At 46.9% G+C, this 17,448-nt stretch carries 18 protein-coding genes and 1 pseudogene; 1 reads left to right on the top strand and 18 read right to left on the bottom strand.

Annotated features, from left to right (window positions below; all coding sequences use genetic code 11):
• Positions 1-44: 44 nt before the first annotated feature.
• From ACTQ34_RS02130 to ACTQ34_RS02050, 17 genes are all read right to left on the bottom strand, one after another.
• Complete coding sequence (locus ACTQ34_RS02130; RefSeq protein ID WP_441146934.1) at positions 45-221, bottom strand: hypothetical protein; 177 nt, start codon at positions 219-221, stop codon at positions 45-47.
• 524 nt (positions 222-745) lie between these two features.
• On the bottom strand, positions 746-1,243 hold the full coding sequence (locus ACTQ34_RS02125) for a hypothetical protein (RefSeq protein ID WP_441362281.1): 498 nt from the start codon (positions 1,241-1,243) through the stop codon (positions 746-748).
• A 550-nt stretch (positions 1,244-1,793) separates the two neighbouring features.
• Positions 1,794-2,105 carry a hypothetical protein gene (locus ACTQ34_RS02120; protein ID WP_441362280.1) on the bottom strand — a complete coding sequence of 104 codons (312 nt, stop codon included), beginning with the start codon at positions 2,103-2,105 and terminating at the stop codon, positions 1,794-1,796.
• Between the two features lie 231 nt (positions 2,106-2,336).
• Positions 2,337-2,816, bottom strand: a complete 480-nt coding sequence (locus ACTQ34_RS02115; protein ID WP_441362279.1) for an SLOG family protein — start codon at positions 2,814-2,816, stop codon at positions 2,337-2,339.
• 171 nt (positions 2,817-2,987) lie between these two features.
• A complete protein-coding gene (locus ACTQ34_RS02110; RefSeq protein WP_441362278.1) occupies positions 2,988-4,250 on the bottom strand; it encodes an EAL and HDOD domain-containing protein in 1,263 nt (420 codons plus the stop codon).
• Positions 4,251-4,275: 25 nt separating this feature from the next.
• Positions 4,276-4,950, bottom strand: a complete 675-nt coding sequence (locus ACTQ34_RS02105; RefSeq protein WP_441362277.1) for a PilZ domain-containing protein — start codon at positions 4,948-4,950, stop codon at positions 4,276-4,278.
• A 43-nt stretch (positions 4,951-4,993) separates the two neighbouring features.
• Complete coding sequence (locus ACTQ34_RS02100; RefSeq protein WP_441362276.1) at positions 4,994-6,085, bottom strand: GGDEF domain-containing protein; 1,092 nt, start codon at positions 6,083-6,085, stop codon at positions 4,994-4,996.
• 1 nt (position 6,086) lies between these two features.
• Entirely contained in the window at positions 6,087-6,485 is a 399-nt protein-coding gene (locus tag ACTQ34_RS02095; protein WP_441362364.1) for a chemotaxis protein CheW, read from the bottom strand.
• 94 nt (positions 6,486-6,579) lie between these two features.
• The gene (locus ACTQ34_RS02090; protein WP_441362275.1) at positions 6,580-8,688 is read right to left on the bottom strand and encodes a sensor domain-containing phosphodiesterase; all 2,109 of its coding nucleotides are present in this window, start codon (positions 8,686-8,688) and stop codon (positions 6,580-6,582) included.
• Between the two features lie 23 nt (positions 8,689-8,711).
• The gene (locus ACTQ34_RS02085) at positions 8,712-9,077 is read right to left on the bottom strand and encodes a response regulator (protein WP_441362274.1); all 366 of its coding nucleotides are present in this window, start codon (positions 9,075-9,077) and stop codon (positions 8,712-8,714) included.
• Positions 9,078-9,149: 72 nt separating this feature from the next.
• Positions 9,150-9,419 carry an HU family DNA-binding protein gene (locus tag ACTQ34_RS02080; protein WP_441362273.1) on the bottom strand — a complete coding sequence of 90 codons (270 nt, stop codon included), beginning with the start codon at positions 9,417-9,419 and terminating at the stop codon, positions 9,150-9,152.
• Between the two features lie 33 nt (positions 9,420-9,452).
• Complete coding sequence (locus ACTQ34_RS02075; protein ID WP_441362272.1) at positions 9,453-9,812, bottom strand: hypothetical protein; 360 nt, start codon at positions 9,810-9,812, stop codon at positions 9,453-9,455.
• Between the two features lie 213 nt (positions 9,813-10,025).
• Positions 10,026-11,651, bottom strand: coding sequence for a methyl-accepting chemotaxis protein (locus ACTQ34_RS02070; RefSeq protein WP_441362271.1), 1,626 nt, complete (start codon positions 11,649-11,651; stop codon positions 10,026-10,028).
• On the bottom strand, positions 11,648-12,211 hold the full coding sequence (locus ACTQ34_RS02065; RefSeq protein ID WP_441146926.1) for a chemotaxis protein CheW: 564 nt from the start codon (positions 12,209-12,211) through the stop codon (positions 11,648-11,650). The genes ACTQ34_RS02070 and ACTQ34_RS02065 overlap by 4 nt, the downstream gene beginning before the upstream one ends.
• A 74-nt stretch (positions 12,212-12,285) precedes the next feature.
• Complete coding sequence (locus tag ACTQ34_RS02060; protein WP_441146924.1) at positions 12,286-12,726, bottom strand: RrF2 family transcriptional regulator; 441 nt, start codon at positions 12,724-12,726, stop codon at positions 12,286-12,288.
• A gap of 243 nt (positions 12,727-12,969) precedes the next feature.
• On the bottom strand, positions 12,970-16,005 hold the full coding sequence (locus ACTQ34_RS02055) for a cache domain-containing protein (protein WP_441362270.1): 3,036 nt from the start codon (positions 16,003-16,005) through the stop codon (positions 12,970-12,972).
• 9 nt (positions 16,006-16,014) lie between these two features.
• Positions 16,015-16,464 carry an RrF2 family transcriptional regulator gene (locus ACTQ34_RS02050; protein WP_441362269.1) on the bottom strand — a complete coding sequence of 150 codons (450 nt, stop codon included), beginning with the start codon at positions 16,462-16,464 and terminating at the stop codon, positions 16,015-16,017.
• A gap of 203 nt (positions 16,465-16,667) precedes the next feature.
• Between ACTQ34_RS02050 and ACTQ34_RS02045 the strand changes: the two genes are divergently transcribed.
• Positions 16,668-16,994, top strand: coding sequence for a helix-turn-helix domain-containing protein (locus ACTQ34_RS02045; protein WP_441146919.1), 327 nt, complete (start codon positions 16,668-16,670; stop codon positions 16,992-16,994).
• 211 nt (positions 16,995-17,205) lie between these two features.
• Here the strand turns inward: ACTQ34_RS02045 and ACTQ34_RS02040 are convergent.
• Positions 17,206-17,448, bottom strand: a pseudogene (locus ACTQ34_RS02040) (IS110 family transposase); the annotation flags it as partial.

The following is a 17,448-nucleotide window of genomic DNA, read 5'->3' as shown; positions in this document are numbered from 1 at the left end:
CGCGCAAGGATGCGGCAAGCCGAGCTGAGAGGTATATATCATTCTTATATTGCAGAACTGGTGCAGGCCGTTTGAGGCGGGTTAATCTCAGCCATCGCACGACGTACCGCAAGCTGTTCCAGCGTCCGAGCCAAGTCCTTCTCGCCGGAGAACACGCTGGTCACACGATAAAGTGTTTTTCCGATTTTAACTTCCTTATAAGAAGTGATTGCTTCATTCATAGTGGCCTGCTTTTCCAATAGCTCCACCTGCCTTTCAAAACAAGGGCCATTTTTACAGTGTATGAAAACACGGATTGTCCACATTCACATAAAAGGGGGATGCAGCCGCGCACACTGGCGCGGCTGGTCCCACAATTTTTTGTTCCGAATATTTCGCCGTATTTGCCACGCACCCCCGGCGATAGGGATGATGCAGGCCGTCTCTGGCAAGACTGTCATAGCTCCGCGATACCGCTGCCCGAAGGTTGGCGCATATCGCAGGGCTTCCCCCAAGTCCGTGGGAGAGCGTGAGCAAGTTTCATTGTCCCCCGCGCTGTCATCGCGCCCAGTTTGCCATGCCGGGTCAAGGGCTGCGGTGGTCGCTCGGATTGCTTGCCCTCATCACCTCCGAAAGCAATCGTCATGGCGTCGCACCCCTTGCCGCTATCACGCGGGTTTTGTGCCTGCATCATCGTATATTCAGTTTTCAAAGATCAGTCGCAAAGAAAAATGTCCTTCTACTTATCGCGGATTTCGTGGTGGTTTTACCCCCTGTTTTTACTCTGGAAAGAAAGAAATTTTTTTGCTTTTTTCCGGGCGGTAACAATGGATTTGGAAATTCGCTGTTGACCAACACCCTCAAGTTTTGCAATTTGTTTTTCACTCATTCCGTCGGCATAGTACATCCACAATCTACGGAACTGCGTCTCCGTCAGGCATACCCGAAGTTGCATCACAAGCTCCGCGCAAAGTTGCTGATGGCAGCGGGTTGTCTGCCTGGTTTCCTCTATCAGTTCGGGTGAGGGTACAATAGCAACAGTTTCAGATAGGCCAGTCATGGAGAGAGTGTGATCAAGATAAAGATGATTGGATTTTTCAGTAATATGGTAATTGGCATCAGACCAAGTTTTCCATTTAAGGAACTCGTCCAAGCTGGAAAAGTTATCTCGAGTCAAGCGGACGAGGTTTCCTTCTGCATCGGTATATATAATGGCTGTGCTGTCCATCTTGTTCAGTGCATAATCTGTCTTTTTATTAAACATGATGTTTTCCTCCGTTTCGTTTTTGGGGTTGGTGCGAATCAAAACGGAGGGGGTGGCGAACGGCAGCCAACAGAGAAAAAGCCAATAAACATCAAAACCCCCGCACGGATACAACAATCCGCGCAGGGGTTTTGATCAGTTTTAGATGAAAGAAAAGGGCTTGGAGGTATGCCTGCCAAAACGCAAGCAAAGATTAGCTGAAACAGACAAGAAATGAGCTGTGACTCACTTGTCGAGATACAGCTCATTAGAGAGTTAACTAAATCGTTTTTACATTGTCGCCAACGGATGCCCTTGGGTTAAGAACTTCCTTTCGATGTATTTTTCATCGTGTCTCCTCCAAACTATATCCAATAAGTAATTTACAGCTAACTTAAAGTGATCTAAAAGGTGATTTATAAAACATTGTTTTTATAGGGGAGTATATTACAGTAGTTTACAGCCAAATTTATCAGCCTCTGATTGTGTTTTTTACTTGTCTTTTGCGTAAAAGTGCAAACCACCGATAATGAGGAAAGCAATCCCAAAAACAACCCATCCCCAGACGGGATCATATTCTGAAATAAGAAAGGCCAGCAGCCCGAATACCACTGCGTAAATTAGCGTCATCAGTCCGCCGATGGTCCAGAATCCAACGGAGGTGCTTTGTAGCCAGAACAGCAACAGCAATACCAATGCCGATCACGATACAAAGCGCCGGATGTACAGATAGGAAGTGGCGGCAGCATACACCGGCCACTATGCCGAGGGCAATGCTATCAAATAGAATAATATGTCCAAAAAACAGACCGATTGCGGAACATATCAGACCTAAAATAATCCCAATTGCCAAGAGTGCGCTCTGAGCAGCCAGAACACCCATGTGAGCCTCCTTCATTTGCTGTAATCATATTATTGGTATTACGAGGTGCGGACAAAAGATCTAAAAACACACTTTTCGCCCACACTCTCTTACGTATCTTCCAGCGTGCGGTACAGGAAAGTAACGTTCTGCGCACGGGTGCAGTCCGCATCAGGGCTGAAAATAGTCACGGAGGTGACTTGGGTGATACCTTTTTCACCGCCCACAGAACTGCATCGTAGTAGAGTACGATTATACGAGGATCACTCGCAGCTCTCTTCCCAGTTTGTTGGCATAGTGCATCGTGTAAACGGTTCCCCCGCGCTCCCGCCCGTCATAAACGGCAATAACTCGGCTGGACTTTTCTACCATATATCTGTTTCTGGCGTGGAAACAATCGCGGGTATACTGCGCAGATATGATTTTTACACTGTCACAGGCAGCCATCAGGTCAAGAAAATCCCGTTTCAGGCTGCGAACTCGGCCAGTATAAGGAATAGCTGCCTCCAGCCAAAGATTAGGCATTTTCTTTTTTAGTTCTACCACGATAGAAGCAAACATGAGGTCGGAACCATCTGCGAAACCGGAAATAAAGCGAGAATACCCATCTGCAATGGCTGCCCGAATTTCTGCGCGGATTGCAGCCTCTATCTTGAGCCGCTTTTCCTGCGGAATATCCCGATGGCCTGTGATACAGCAGGCTTTCTCCTCTGAATCGCATCTGCTATCCATGGTGATGTAGGAACTCTTATGATGTGATTCATGGAACTTCGTCTCCAATAATGGGGAGTACCTGTCTGAATTATTCTGAGAATAAATCAAGTTTGTCCACCTCCCTGGGACACTTCTTGCAAAGGTATAATTCACTTTGCCGGAATGTACCCTGATAAACTGTCCTTCTGCTTAGGCGTGGCTTTTGTCTTTAGCATCGGATTTTATGCTGTCCAGCATGCTTTTGTACCACATCAAAGAGCTTATATACGCCTGACTTACTCTTTCCATGTCGGCATTATTGTGTATGAGGATGATCGACAAGGCGCTCCAGTTTGCCCGTTCATATGCGGCAATCGCCTCCAGCACGGGGGCGAAAGGCCCTTTTCGATCTACAAGTGCCTGCTTAACGCGATCTTCAACAGCGATCTCCCGTATTGCCAGCTTCATAGGCTTATCAAGCATGACATCCAACAGTGAAAACAGACCCATCAGGAAAAGGCTGTTTTGAAAAGCCCCAAGTTCAAAAATGGGTGCAAGTTCTTCTGCAAACCTCGCGCGCAAAAGCGCCAGTCTTGTAATCTCGCTGGGGCCGTCCGCGCCAAGATTCATTGAAAGGGCGATTGTGGCCCATCGCTTGATCGCTTTCTGCCCCAAAATGGCAACAGCCTGTTTGCTGGATGTGATCTCCCGGTTTATTCCTGAAATTTCGGAACGAACATACCGAAGCAGGGAAACGGTCAAATAAGGATCTCGTTCTATGATTTTAGAAATCTCCGACAATTCAAAATCATCCTTGTTGACCTGCTTCAAGAGCTGGAGAGAATTGATTTTTACCGGAGACATGGCCGCATTAGATTTCTCAACGGGCAGTTGGTAGTATTCCCCGGAGAAATACGCTGTACTGTCTGCGTCGAAAGCATTTAACGCCTTTACATTAGGCACATCACAAATTACGGTGCGAACATTTTGCAGTGTTTGTTTAACGCCTCTATACCAATCTGGAAAATAAGATTGCGTGTAATCCAGAACAACATATTGGATTAAGTCAGAGGCTTCCTCCAGACTTTTTTTCTGATAATTGCCATGTGCGCTCAGTGCAAACTCATATCCCATCTCACGCAGGGGAACCAATGCGGAAACCGTGGACTGTTCGTGAAACGCATCGTGAGGAAGGACACAAACAAGTTGCTCCGGCCTTATTTTCAAGTTTTTGGGGATGCCAGTCATAAGCTGCACATGGGATATTTCCGCAAAAAGCTTTTTTCCTCCTGTGAGCGGCGCAATCCCGATCTGCTCCACCATATTCAGACCCGGATTGGAAAACGCCTCGTCCATTTTACGGAAATCATCCTGTATGCCCATCAGCTTGTCACAATCAAAAGTGCGCAGCCGATACGCCTGAACAGCCATATCTTTGTTAAACAAAGGCTCCGGCACAATCATAAAACTCATATCAACACCTCGCAGAAAACATGTTTTATCGCTTTTTTCTTCTCCGGATTTCCTCGCCTTGAAGCAAAAAAACATCGCGGATCAGGCGCTCCTGTTCTTTGCCATCCAAGTCAATGAACTGGCAGCCATGAAAAAATCTCCCGCCATTGTCTGTTACCCGTAAAATACTGCATTTTAGTGAAAATGGAGCTTGGGCGGGACGGAGGACGATATCCCCCATCTGAACACTTGTGTTAAGGCGGAAATGTCTGTTACTGCTAAACAGCAATCCCCCGCCGCTGATATTCAAAACTTTGCAGTGTTCTGCCGGAATAGACAGATTGTATGCTTTACTTTCACCATCAGGTTCATCTCTAAGCGAATACACCGTTGTTTCTATTGACACAGATTGGCGGTAGTAACTTCGCTTGTTGTAAAAGCTATATTGGGAAAGCTGGTCGATTTTCCAGAACAAGGATGAGCTACCGCGGATCGTTCCAAACAGAATAACAGTGCCGCCGTCCTTCCGGTTTCCTTTCAGATGCACATTGGTGTTATAAATAATAGGCGGGACATCGCCTCCAGCAGCATTCGCAACCCAAATGGCATCTTCATCAATCTTGCTTAAAATACCATTGAAAAGAAAAACCTGGTACTCCGAGAACAGTTCCAAGCGCATACCTTCTTTTAGTCCCCAATTTTTCTCTTTCGACTCTGCCACAGTTCAACACCCCCAAACATATAAATTTTTGTCTCGATGTGGCTTATAAACCTGAATACACCATATTCCGGCCTCGCTGCTTACTGACAAGCAGGTTTTGGTCGCAGCGTTCAATGCTGGCATATGGATTGCAGAGATCAAATTCAGCAACACCAACGGAGATTGAGATGTTCACTGCTTGATTCTTTGCCTGAAATGGAGTGTCTATCAGCTGCTTACGTACCCGGTCAAGAACGCCGTGTGCCTGTGGCAACGTGATTTCTTTCAGGATAATCAGAAACTCATCCCCGCCCCAGCGAAACAGCATGTCATTCTGCCTCAAGTGGGTTTGGAAATACTTTGTAATATGGATCAAAACCTGATCCCCTACATCATGCCCAAGCACATCATTGATTTCTTTGAATTTATCCGCATCCACCATTGCGACGCAGAAGTTTACATTGGGTGAACTTGCTTGCAGATTTTCGATATATTCATCGGCATACCGTCTGTTATAAGCCGAAGTAAGGGCGTCTGTGTTGGCGGCCAGCGTCGCTTTTTCCAGCGAATATTTGTGAGATTCATCGATAACACTCAGAATGATTTGCTCGATCTTAATTTCAATGCAAGTGCCGAATAACATGATGCAGATATTGGCCGCTATGAAGATTCCGTTCTCGAAATCCGGCAGTACAAGCACGGGTGCAGTGATATAGCCCAATGAGAAGCTGAATACCATAAGGGATATTGAAAACAATGACAACATCCATCTGTACCATAGATCGCCATAGGGTAGAAGTAGTTGCAAAACGAGAATTAGTAGAAAATTCCCGATAATATAATTGCCTATTCCAAACATATACCCTGTAAAAGTCGCATATAGGCTGACCTCACACACGATAATCGTGCGGATTATCAAATAACGGCGCCGCTTTATCAGAAAGGCGGCCGTGAAATAATAAATTGCCAACGAGCCGATGTTAGCTATAATCAACGGCTCGATTTTCCCCATAGCGAAAAACACCAGTAAATATGTATGGGCCATGATGCAAAAAGCCAGGGCGACAGAGAGGATAACATGCTGCTTTATATTATCATAGCCCGCGATAGAATAACGCGATAACTGGGCCGCGATGGTTTCTTGAATTTTCGCCAATTTATCCAACCTCCGATAGTAAAACCTCAGTGTTCAGCAACAAAATAGTTCTGTTTTCTGCTCGTCCAACCCCGGCAAGGAGGTTTTGATTACGGTCTGTGAGGAAGGAAGGCATAGAGATTGCGTCCGAAGCAATCGGAATAACCGTCTGAACAGAATCCATAAACAGTCCTGCTTTTGAGGTCTCCGTTTCCAGTATGATGACACAACTTTCCAGCGTGTACTCAATGGGGTCTTTGCCTAGCTTTTTGCGCAGATCGATTACCGGGATCACATCTCCGCGCAGATTGATGATCCCTTTTATGTAACCGGGCATACCGGGAAGTCCCGTAATACTCCTGCCGCGAACCACTTCCAGAACATGCTCTACGGGAACACCATAGAGCTGACTGTCGGATATAAAACTTAAAAACAGAATTCCGTCCTCCTGTGCCGGTTTTTCCGTTGTCGGAAGATCAGAATCGGTTATATAAGTTTTTTGTCAATTCAGGCAGTCAGATGCTTCGAAGAAGCACATTAAATTCATCCAATGACACTGGTTTCGAGAAATAATAGCCTTGTCCATAATCACATCCGTAGTCACGAAGTAATGCCAGCTGTCCCGCTGTCTCGATTCCTTCTGCAAGGGAGGAAGTCCCTTGCAGGCTGTGGCATAACCGTACGCTGTTTTCTAAAACCACGCGGCTTTTATGGTTTTCTTCCAATGTGCTGACCAGTGTTCTGTCAAACTTGATCTCGTCAAAATCCATTGCTGCCAAAATCGCAAGGTTAGAGTATTGTGATCCGAAGTCATCAAGAGAAATGGTAAACCCTGCGGAAGTCAGTTTTGCTATCAACTCTCTCAATCGGCCATGCTCCATTTTGCTGATGCTTTCCGTCACCTCAATAGTAATAGCGGAGGACGGCACATGATTTTCAGCGCATATGGCGCTGATTTTCTCCACAATATCAGGCTCCAATAAAGTGATGCGGGAGAAGTTGACGGACAGATGAAAGGAGAGTCCCTTTTCCAGCCATTTCCGTATGGCGGCGCAGGCGGTGCGCAGCACATACAGGTCAACATGCCCGATTACGCCGCCCACTTCATAAAAGGGAATAAACTTCCCCGGAGGGATTAAGCTTCCGTCATCAGCCTTTTTTCGCACCAACGCTTCTGCACCGATGATTTTGCCCGTTTTGATATCCACCTGCGGCTGATAGAAAACCAAAAATCTATCATCCGCGATCTCCTGTAATACTTCTCCGGCAAACCCGCTTCGCACAGTTGTCCTTCCTTCACTCAGCACAGAATGGTAATAGGACTGTTTTTCTCCGTACCGCAGCTCCTCCGCCTGCTGGATCAGACTGTTTACGTCAAATTCGCCATCATCCCAGGAACATCCAATGGAAACATTAAAATCCCGATTGGCGTCAAAGCCTGCCCGTAAAGCGATGACGTGCTCCTGAAACTTATCCCGTTCCATATCCACACACAGGGCCACAAATTCATCCCCACTGGTACGGAATACCGCATCGGGCAAAACTTCTTGCAGGATCTTTCCTGTCTCTTTGATTACATAATCGCCATAGCTCTGCCCGTGCATTTCATTGATTTTTTTCAGTCCGTTGATGTCCAGCGTAATAACGCCCAGCGTGTTTGGCAGTTTGCGGTCAAAGTCTTTCAGCACACGGGCATATTGATTGCGGTTTTTCAGGCCAGTCATCGCGTCAATATAGCTCAGATACTCCAATTCAGCGATCAGTCTGCGCTTTTCCAGTTCCTCCAGAACAAACTCGGAAACGGAGCGTAGCAGCATCAAATTTCCACTTGCACGGGTCGGGTCATCCACGCCGATGAAACCAACGATTTCTCCATCCCGGCGCAGTGGAGCTGCCAATAGGCTATGGATACCCTGCATTTCCAGAATGCGGTATCCTTCTGAGTCATGCTCTACATCACTGTCCAGAGAATTTATGGAAAATTCGCCGCTGGACTCAAACTTTATGATCCAGTCGGAGACAACCTCCAGCGGAAGATTTTGCAGATTGTCAATCTCGGCAGTGACGCCAGGCTGGCACCATTCAAATGTGTTGCTCAGGCTTTTCCGCTCCATATCAAACTCAAAGATATAGGCTCTTGCTGCCTGGTAATGACCGCCTACGGCCTCCAAAAATTGATTTACGGCAACATTAAGATCATCCTCCCTGGTTAGGGTATGGAGGCAACGAAACAAAATATCTTCCATTGTCATCTGGTCAAATTGCCGCATGTTTTTTTTTCGGGCCGTAATATCCCGTGCGATCTCCAGACGGCACAAACGGCCACCAATGCGCATCAGGCTATCGGAACTGTCATACCATTTTCCCATTTTTTCATTGAAGTGTTCCCAACGATATTCCACTCCCTCAGTGAGCTTGCTGTTGGTGCAAAAGTGGCATGGCTTGTCCAAGCCTTGAAGGATTTTATGGCACTTCTGGCCCTGAAAGTCTTTGCGGTCTTTTATGCCGCAAGCTACACATCCGCCCTTTGATAAGTAAAGAAGCTCATAGGTTTCTGCATCGCTAACATAGCAAATCGCGCCTGAATAATCCGCGATCAGCGCACCGTATTCAAAATAATCCATATATGCGCCCCTTTCCGTAAGTTTCAAGCAACTGCCTTGCGCATGGCCTCTAAAAGATTGTCCCGGTTGAACGGTTCGGCAACGAGGCCCTTGTCTCCAAATTCGTTGATTTCCTCGATCACATCGTCATATACCAGGGCAGAAACAACGAGGATGCGGGCATCCGGCCACTGGCACAGGATTTTTCTGCCGGCCTCCAGACCACACATCCCAGCCATGACAATATCCATCAGAACAAGATCGGGAGCTGCATCGGCATATACGGAAAGCGCATTTTCACCGCTTCGGCAATATGTCTGGATCTGAAATTCACTGTCTGCCAGCATTTTCATCATTTCATCGTGGACAACTCGGGAATCATCCACCAAAAGAACATTGTATTTTTTCATAGCACACTCTCCAACATATACATCACGGTTCAAAGCAAAATATCCCTAATTTTTGCAATGCTGACTTTGAAATTACAGCTTTCCCTTTAATCCTTTACCGGCTTTTAATGTCGGAACTCTGGATGGCGGAATTTGAATTATTTCATTTGTACGAGGATTTCTGGCTGTTCGTGCTGCACATTCTCGCACTCCAAAGCTTCCAAACCCGATAATTCTTACTGTCTCGTTTGTAGCAAGGGTATCCTCAATCGTAGCAAAGGCAGCATTGAGAATCAGTTCACAATCTTTTTGTGTTTTCCCAGTTTTAGCCGATACGGCACAAATCAGTTCTTTTTTATTCATAAGCACAAAAACTCCTTTGATATAGCAAGTTTCTCAATACTTGTCTGCATGCCAATTGCGTTGTGATCCGCACTCTTCAGGAAGATTAAGACAATCGTCATCTATATAACCAATGCCAGAAAGAGAAGCGTCCTTTAGAACAAACTGCTCCACCAATCCTTTCAACAACTGTGCCTGAGAGGACAATTCCTCGCTGGTAGCGGCACTTTCTTCCGAAGTAGCGGAAGTTGTTTGAACAACGCTGGAAATTTGGTCAATTGCTTCTGTAATTTGGCTGATAGCAGTCGCCTGTTCTTTGGCGTCATTAGAAATTGCCAAAATCATTTTTGCAGATTGCTGAGACGAATCCACTGCATCACCCAATGAGGCAACTGTATGGTTCAGTATCTTCATACCGGCCTGTACGGAAACGGCGGAGCCTTCTATCAGTTCAGAAGTGCTCTTGGAGGCATCTGCTGATTTTCCGGCAAGGCTTCGCACTTCATCGGCAACAACATACTGCCTCCGTTTCGGCAGACTTTGTAGTAATATCCCATCCCCGCGCCTTTCTGCAATGTGATTCAGAAAGGCGCAGAGACAGGATGATTCGCTTTTATATCGGAGAAATTACATACCTGCCAGCTTGAACCGTGATACAAGCTCTTTCAGGAGACTTGCCTGAGAAGAAAGCTCTTCGCTGGCAGCCGCGCTTTCTTCGCTTGTGGCGGAGTTAGTCTGCACCGCAGAGGAAATCTGATCAACGGCGACATTTATTTCCTGAATGCTTGCAGATTGCTGCATGGAAGCCTCAGAGATACGGTTCACCAACGCTACGGTATCCTGCACCTTCCCGGCAAGGCCGCCAAAGGATTCGTTGGTCCTTTCTGCAACGCCTGCGCCGCGCTTTACAGCAGTCAGGGAGTTTTCAATCATAGAGGTAGTGCGTTGTGCGGCCTCGGCAGATTTGGCTGCCAGGTTGCGCACTTCGTCCGCAACAACCGCAAACCCCTTACCTGCGGTTCCGGCCCGTGCCGCTTCTACAGCAGCGTTGAGCGCAAGGATATTGGTCTGGAAAGCGATGTCCTCAATGGTCTTGATAACCTTGCTGATTTCCTCGGATGTGGCCGAAATTTCATCCATTGCCCCCAGCATTTCCTTCATATCTTCCAAAGTTTCCTGCGTCACCTGTCCAACCTCCAGCGCAAGCCTGGCCGCGTCGCCGGCATCCTTTGCGTTGGAAGTGACAGTTTCAGAGGCTTCCTGCAGTCTTGCGGACAGTTCCTCTACGCTGCTGGCCTGCTGGGTGGAGCTTTGTGCCAATGCCTGTGCGCCATCGGAAACCTGCCTTGACCCGGCGTCAATCTGCTCTGCGGCAGACCGGATCTGATGGATCGCCTGATTCATACGTATGAGAAGCAGGTCAACGGAATCCTCAATGCCTTTTGTCTCTCCAAGGAATGTCTTGGTCGTGGTGATGGAGTAGTCGCCGTCGGCAAGAGCCTCCATGCCCTTAGAAGTAATCGTTATGATCCGGCGCAGTTCGGTAAAACTCTCTTGCAGTTTGCGGCAGGTTTCCCCAAACTCGTCCTTGCTGTCACATGTGAGCTGAACACTAAAATCACCCACAAGGAGGGAACCAGCGGCATTTTGTATCTCTTTCAGAGGATTGGAAACATATTTAACTACAAATACCCGAGTTGTCACGATTCCGCAAAGCACCAAAAGAATACCAATAATGCACATAATCACAGTGCCTTTGGTCATCATTGCCTCGGCGTCTGCTTCTGACACCCCTGCAAACAGCAGACCGTCAACTTTTCCATCGTCTGACCTGATGGGGGAATAGGAGCAATAATACGGCGTTCCCAATATATCCGCTTCGCCAACATATGCCTGTCCCTGGTTAATTACAATTTTTGCGAGGTCGCTATTCAGACGTGTGCCAATGGAACGTTTCCCGTTTTCTATTACGGTGGTATGGGTGCGGACATCGCCTTCAAAAATGGTAAATTCACAACCCATTTCTCTTTTTAATTCATCCAAAAGAGCATCACGATCTGCTGTTTCGTCCGCAGCCAGCTCCCGCTCCAGCATGTTCGTTGCCGTTACACACTGGCTTTCTAACTCATTTTTGACGATTGCTGTCATGGAAAGCCAGCTTGTTACTACAAGGGCAATAATCGTTACTATGAAAAAAGCTGAAAACAGCACCGTGATTTTATTGCCAATTTTTTGTGTTCTTTTCATTTTCATTTCTCAATCCCTCCTGTATGTTCATCCTTATTTTGTGTCCAGCCGTCTGTGTCGGTAATTTGCGATAAACGCTCTATGTCATCTGCGCTTATGAAGAAATACGCGTTCACCAACAGAACAACAGGGTTTCGATTCACAACACCCAGCAGATAGTCGATCCCACTTTCCTTCTGACCCGGAGGCGGTAAAACCGCATCATCCAAAATGTCCTCGACATTTTCCACGCCATCTACGATTACCCCAAAGCTGCGTCCCTCTAAAGTGAACACGACCACGCAGGTGCGTTCTCCGGATATTGTTTCCAGTTGGTTGAGCCGTAAGTTCAAATCCATGACAGGAACGGCCTCGCCGTGCATACAGACGATCCCCTTGATATACTCCGGCGACTCCGGAAGAGGCGTAAACTCCGGCAGCTCAATGATCTGCCGCACTTCAGTAATATCAACGCCAAACATCTGCTGACCACACTGGAACGTCAAAAATTTTTTACTTTTCGTTTTGCTGCTCTGAACTTCCATTGCATCATCCGGAGCAGTCGTGTTATTTTCGCATTTCTGCATTGCAATACCATCCTCTCTTCTTACTATAGCTTCTGATTGTGCGCATGGGACAAAGGCGCTGTTTCCTCATCTAACTATGGGTCATCATGATCCCATTTGTTTTTAGACACACTGTTTTCGGCCAGGTCTTGAATCGTTATTCTGGCAAAAACACTTTCAACAACAGCCTTAGCAGTTCCGTATGCGTTGCTTATGGGGCAGGTGCCATGCTGTCCATATAAATAGCAATTTCTGCCGCAGCTGTCGCAATGATTTAACCTGATCCCGTTTTCCATAACCCAAATGACATCCGCCAGATTGATTGACGAGGGATCTCTTTCCAGACAGTAGCCTCCGCTGCTTCCCTGCGTAGAAGAGATGAGTCCGCTATCTTTGAGCTTTTTCGCAATCGACGTAATATATTTTCCGGGAATGTTCATCTTCTCGGATACTTCCTGTGCAGGGGCCTGACGGCGAACTGCGGCAAGATATACCAGGATGCGCACCGCATAATCCGTTGTGACATTCAAAACCATCTGCTGCCCTCCCTTCAAAAGCGTCTGCGTTTTGCCAACCTGCAAAGCATATAAGCCCTATTATAAATAATTGCTGTGACACAATCGGGAAAGCAGCGGGAACGCAGAGGGACAGATGAGGGAAAGTTGAGGGAAAATAAAAAATTATTTTTCTACTTTCCTTTTCAAACAGCAAAAAGCCCATAGCGGACAGTCAACCTCATGGTCAACGGTCTGCTATGGGCCTGAATTGATTTATGACTTTTATTTTATCTGTTCATCGCTGCTGTCAACGCCAAACATCCGGTTCAGTGCCGCGTTCCGTTCCTCAGCCCAGGAATAACCGCTCATATAAAAGCCCTGGTACAGCTTCTGTGCGGCTTCATCACCGTCTACGGCAAGAAAATAATCACAGGACAATTTTGTAATATCGATACTGCGTACCCCTTTGTCATTGATCAGAATATCCCCACAACCTGCAGATTCCAGCGTTTCTTTTAATCTGGTTGCCAGCTTGCGGTAGCGGTTCAGCTGCTTGTCACCGGCCGGTTCATTCTCCCACAAAAGGCTGATCGCTTCAGAAGCTGAAAGCGTTCCGCCTCTGCGGTCAACAAGTATGGCCAAAAGCTCTTTTGCTTTGGCGCTGGTGAAATACAGCGGCTTATCATGGAGGAACAGGTCAAAGGAGCCGAATGTTCTGGCAAATGCCTTATGCGAGTCGGCGGTTTCTCCGGAGGCCGAAGCCTGCTCCGAACTGGTTTCATCCGCACCCTCGATTTCACCTGTTTTGGTCAGGATAACGAGTGCAGAGGTAGGTGCGCCCTTGGGATTATGGATGATCGTTCCGGTGGTTTCCACAAACAGCCTTGTTCCATCCTTACAGCATACCGTCATCGGCAGGGGGCCGCTGTTTCTACCGTCCTCCAGTTCTCCAAAGAACTGATGAATGACGTCCAGACTTTCTGCTTCAAAGACCCCGCTTTGAAACAGGCTTTCCGGGCAGCTGCGGATCGCGCTTTCTATATCGATACGGGAGTCGCCTCCGGAAACCAGACGCATGGCCCGCGTCTCAATGTTGTATTCCAAAATCGTATGGATGAAGTGATCCACAGTCGTGTGCAGGCTGGTTTCAATCTGTTTCAAACGTTCCTCCGTCATAACCAGCTCGGTAACATCCGTCAGCACTCCGAAGTAGACAGGATTCCCATCGACTTCCTCAAAGTAGGATGCCTGGATGTCCAGAAACCTGCTCTTGCCGTCATATGTAACAACGCTATGGGTAAGTGAAATGCTGTCGCGCTTTCTGACCGACGCATACAATCTGGAAAGCAAAGCCGCTTTGTCCTGCTTCCCAAACCCGTATATGACCGACTTATTGAAAAGCTCATCCGCACTTCCCCCCATGAAATCCAGATACCGCCGGTTTGCGTCTAAAAGATACACATCCCCATTCTTAAACACCCATTTTGCGGTAAAGGAGGGTAGGTTTTCAATCGTCAGTTCATATTGCTTCTGCAATTTCCGCTGCTGCTCCATCTGTTGGGTATTGTCCAGCAAAACCATTGCCATGTGGATATCGTTATCCGTTTGGCTGCGTACCATAACGCATCGGCCTATGTACCAGCGCAGCATGCCGCTGTCGTTGATCATACGATGCGGAAAGTCTACAATTTCATGTCCGGCTGCGAACTCGGCCAGCAGGTTTTCTCTGGAGAATGCGGACAGAAACGCATCCCGGTCATCCTCATGGATATGCTCTGCACCGTGCCGGATCAAATCATCATAGGAACCTTCCTCCAAAACACAGCTGAGATCAAAATGATTATAGCTGATAATGTGGTGGGTGTTCTGCGTAAGGTTTGCGGATAAAGCCATGGGAGCCAACGCGGAAATGATCACCACCGCGCTGTCATGATTCTGCCTGAGATACAAATCTTTCGTGTAGCTTTCCGTAACATCGGCGATCATGCCATGAATACCGATTACCCGGCCGTCGTTGTTGATACGGGGGATCATGGTGATCCGCATGTATATCAGGCCTTTACTGTCAGACTGGAGTTTCAGCGTAATTTCCCCTTTGCGCTTGTTCATCCCGACGCTAATGAAGCATTGCTGCAATGCCTTGTCATCAAACTCCGGATGCTGCGATGTCCATTCTGAGGATTGAAAGATATCTTTAGGAAGGGAGCAGCCGAACATTTCTGCAAAGCCGTCCGGAACAAGGAACTCCTGCGTAATCACGTCATAGTCATACATGACACTGTCAAGCGCCGTAAGAATATTTTTTTGAGCAGTCTCCTTCTGCTCATGGATGAAAAGGATCTTCCTGTTCTGACGAATATAAAACACAAGCATGATGCAGACGATAGCGATTGCTGTCAAAAACGCAATCGAGAAAATCCCTGTGATATTCTCCGCCTGATCCATATACGCGCTGAACTGCGCGTTTGCTACGCTGGATGGGATCATGCTGAAAAGCATCCAGTCATTGATGCCGAGGGGAGAGTAAACAAGGTATTCCAATTCTCCGTGATTCACGCGGAATTGTCCGTTGTTGCCTTTTTGCAGATTGGTTAAGATATGTTCAGCGGACGCGCCATCCAGAAGGGTTCCGACCGCGACAAAATCGAATAGGTTGTTTCCAAATATATGGCTTCCTGTATTTTTATTGGAGAGAAGGATGTTGCCCTCAGAATCGGTAATAAAAACGGCTTCCTTTTGATCAAAATAGCCGGCTGTAAGCATCGCATTAAAATCATCCGCATCGATGCAGGCGCATAAAATTCCTGTTAAGTTGTTGCATTTCCGGACGGGGGACGCGATATGGATGTGAGGTCTGGAATGTTCTTCGTCGGGAGGAAGCACCTCTATGGAATCGTATCCCATCCAGCTTACCGCGTCCTGAAACCATTGCTTATCCGCGACATTCGGCCTTACCGTTCCGTCGTGAGCGATAATGCTCCCGTCCAGATTTGCGTAGCCAATAAATCCATAATGGTCGGCAAGCATAATAGAGCTTATCAGATCCAATTCGTTGCGGAAATCAAAGTCCTCTTTCTCTTCAAAGTACAGCGCCAAGGAATGGATCGACCCATATTCTTCCTGGATCAGTCTGCTGATATATTCCCGATGATTTTCATTTGCATTGTTCAATTCTGAAAACGCAAGGTCATCCAGATCAACGCTGCGATTTGTGAGCAGTTGAGCGCGTGCCACAAAAACTATACTGCATAAAATCAGCGCGGCAATGACCGCAATAACGATGCCGTCCTTTCTTCCAAATTTATTTCGAATTTTCATGGCGCTTTGCTACCTTTCTTCTTTATAAAATCCATAAAACTCGTTTTCCTCACTTAACTTCACCAGCTCAGCAAGACTGACAGCACGGAAGTGGTGCTGCAGCATACGATTCATCTCACTGTGCAGATTTTTTACTGCAAGACCGCTGCCTGTTTCCGGTTCATCGGTCTGCGATTCGATCAGAGGTTTGTTGGGTTCCATCGCATGAAAAATATCCCATACAGACAGATTCTCCGAATCCTCGGGAAGAATATAACCGCCATAATGTCCGGGAACGGAACGAAGGAGTCCCGCTTCTTTCAAACGGGTGGTGATCTTTTTCAAATACCTTTGCGATATCCCAATGCGCTCCGAAAGCGCCGCAGAGGATATCACACCACCATTCTTCGCTACCTCGATCATAATTTGGAGAGCATAATTTGTTGTTGCGTATAAGATCATATCCAGTACACCCTTCATTCCGAGAAGCACCCAATGGCGCCTGCTCGAGTGGCTGTTGAAATTGTAGCACGCTTATTTGCGTTCTGCAATATCTATCAAGGGAATTTCTCGAAAAAATACTTTCAGATAGAGTGCTTCACCCTCTTTTAGATGATGTTACGATTTTATGCTTCTTCATATACTATTTGTAGCAATCGCTTACAAATAGAGGAGGTGTTTGGTTGGACTATAAATCTATCGGACGTAATATAAGACATTTTCGGGAAGCTGCCAATATGTCCAGAGAATCCTTTGCGGAACTGCTGGATATCAGTGTCAGTTATCTAAGCGCGTTGGAGCGCGGAGAGAAATTGCCCAAGTTTGAAACATATATCCGTATTGTCAACACGTTGGGGGTTTCATCTGATGACCTTTTGGCTGATGTCCTGACCGTATCTCACGAATTGAAGGCATCTGAGCTGTCTCTGAAGCTTAAGCATCTGCCCGTCGGGGAGCAGCGCCGGATACTGAATGTCGTTGAAACCATGATTGGCGATGCAACAAAGTAGCTTCCATTAGAGTGTAGTACACTCTCAATAATAACGCAAGTATGGCAGAGGATATAAAGACTTAACTACCGGCAAACCTGCTAATAGGTGTCAAGCCCCAAAATGAAAAATCGGATATCTGAAAATGAGCATAACAAAACAGACCTGCAACAAAGTAAAAATTGCAGACCTGAGGGTTTTATGACTTTGAGGTTTCGTATTTACAGCAGAGTCAAGCGATTTCTTGAGTGTTCAGATATTCTTTTACTCTTGCATAATAAATCCGCAGGAACTTTGCAGCTCCGGCCACAGTATAGACATAGAAATGCTTTCCCTCCGCTCGTTTCTTATCCATGAAGCAGAATACAGAATTGTCAGGGTTTCCGTGAACAAGAATCATGGAGGCGATCTCAAACAGCACCTTACGCAAGTGAGGTGAACCGCGCTTTGAAACATGACGATTCTTTGCATCGAA

It is taken from the genome of Agathobaculum sp. LCP25S3_E8, from assembly GCF_052117165.1.
Lineage (GTDB): Bacteria > Bacillota > Clostridia > Oscillospirales > Butyricicoccaceae > Agathobaculum.
The sequence above is the reverse complement of the archived record's forward strand: the minus strand, read 5'-3'. Positions and strand labels throughout refer to the sequence as shown.

Bases quoted from the DNA above. Each gene is read 5' to 3' on its own strand.
- ACTQ34_RS02060 (WP_441146924.1), bottom strand. From the start codon at position 12,726: ATGGTTTTGAATGTCACAACGGATTATGCGGTGCGCATCCTGGTATAT.
- ACTQ34_RS02110 (WP_441362278.1), bottom strand. From the start codon at position 4,250: ATGAGTTTTATGATTGTGCCGGAGCCTTTGTTTAACAAAGATATGGCT.
- ACTQ34_RS02125 (WP_441362281.1), bottom strand. From the start codon at position 1,243: ATGTTTAATAAAAAGACAGATTATGCACTGAACAAGATGGACAGCACA.
- ACTQ34_RS02050 (WP_441362269.1), bottom strand. From the start codon at position 16,464: ATGAAGGGTGTACTGGATATGATCTTATACGCAACAACAAATTATGCT.
- ACTQ34_RS02120 (WP_441362280.1), bottom strand. From the start codon at position 2,105: ATGGGTGTTCTGGCTGCTCAGAGCGCACTCTTGGCAATTGGGATTATT.
- ACTQ34_RS02055 (WP_441362270.1), bottom strand. From the start codon at position 16,005: ATGAAAATTCGAAATAAATTTGGAAGAAAGGACGGCATCGTTATTGCG.
- ACTQ34_RS02090 (WP_441362275.1), bottom strand. From the start codon at position 8,688: ATGGATTATTTTGAATACGGTGCGCTGATCGCGGATTATTCAGGCGCG.
- ACTQ34_RS02080 (WP_441362273.1), bottom strand. From the start codon at position 9,419: ATGAATAAAAAAGAACTGATTTGTGCCGTATCGGCTAAAACTGGGAAA.
- ACTQ34_RS02085 (WP_441362274.1), bottom strand. From the start codon at position 9,077: ATGAAAAAATACAATGTTCTTTTGGTGGATGATTCCCGAGTTGTCCAC.
- ACTQ34_RS02130 (WP_441146934.1), bottom strand. From the start codon at position 221: ATGAATGAAGCAATCACTTCTTATAAGGAAGTTAAAATCGGAAAAACA.
- ACTQ34_RS02070 (WP_441362271.1), bottom strand. From the start codon at position 11,651: ATGAAAATGAAAAGAACACAAAAAATTGGCAATAAAATCACGGTGCTG.
- ACTQ34_RS02115 (WP_441362279.1), bottom strand. From the start codon at position 2,816: ATGGATAGCAGATGCGATTCAGAGGAGAAAGCCTGCTGTATCACAGGC.
- ACTQ34_RS02075 (WP_441362272.1), bottom strand. From the start codon at position 9,812: ATGAAGATACTGAACCATACAGTTGCCTCATTGGGTGATGCAGTGGAT.
- ACTQ34_RS02065 (WP_441146926.1), bottom strand. From the start codon at position 12,211: ATGCAGAAATGCGAAAATAACACGACTGCTCCGGATGATGCAATGGAA.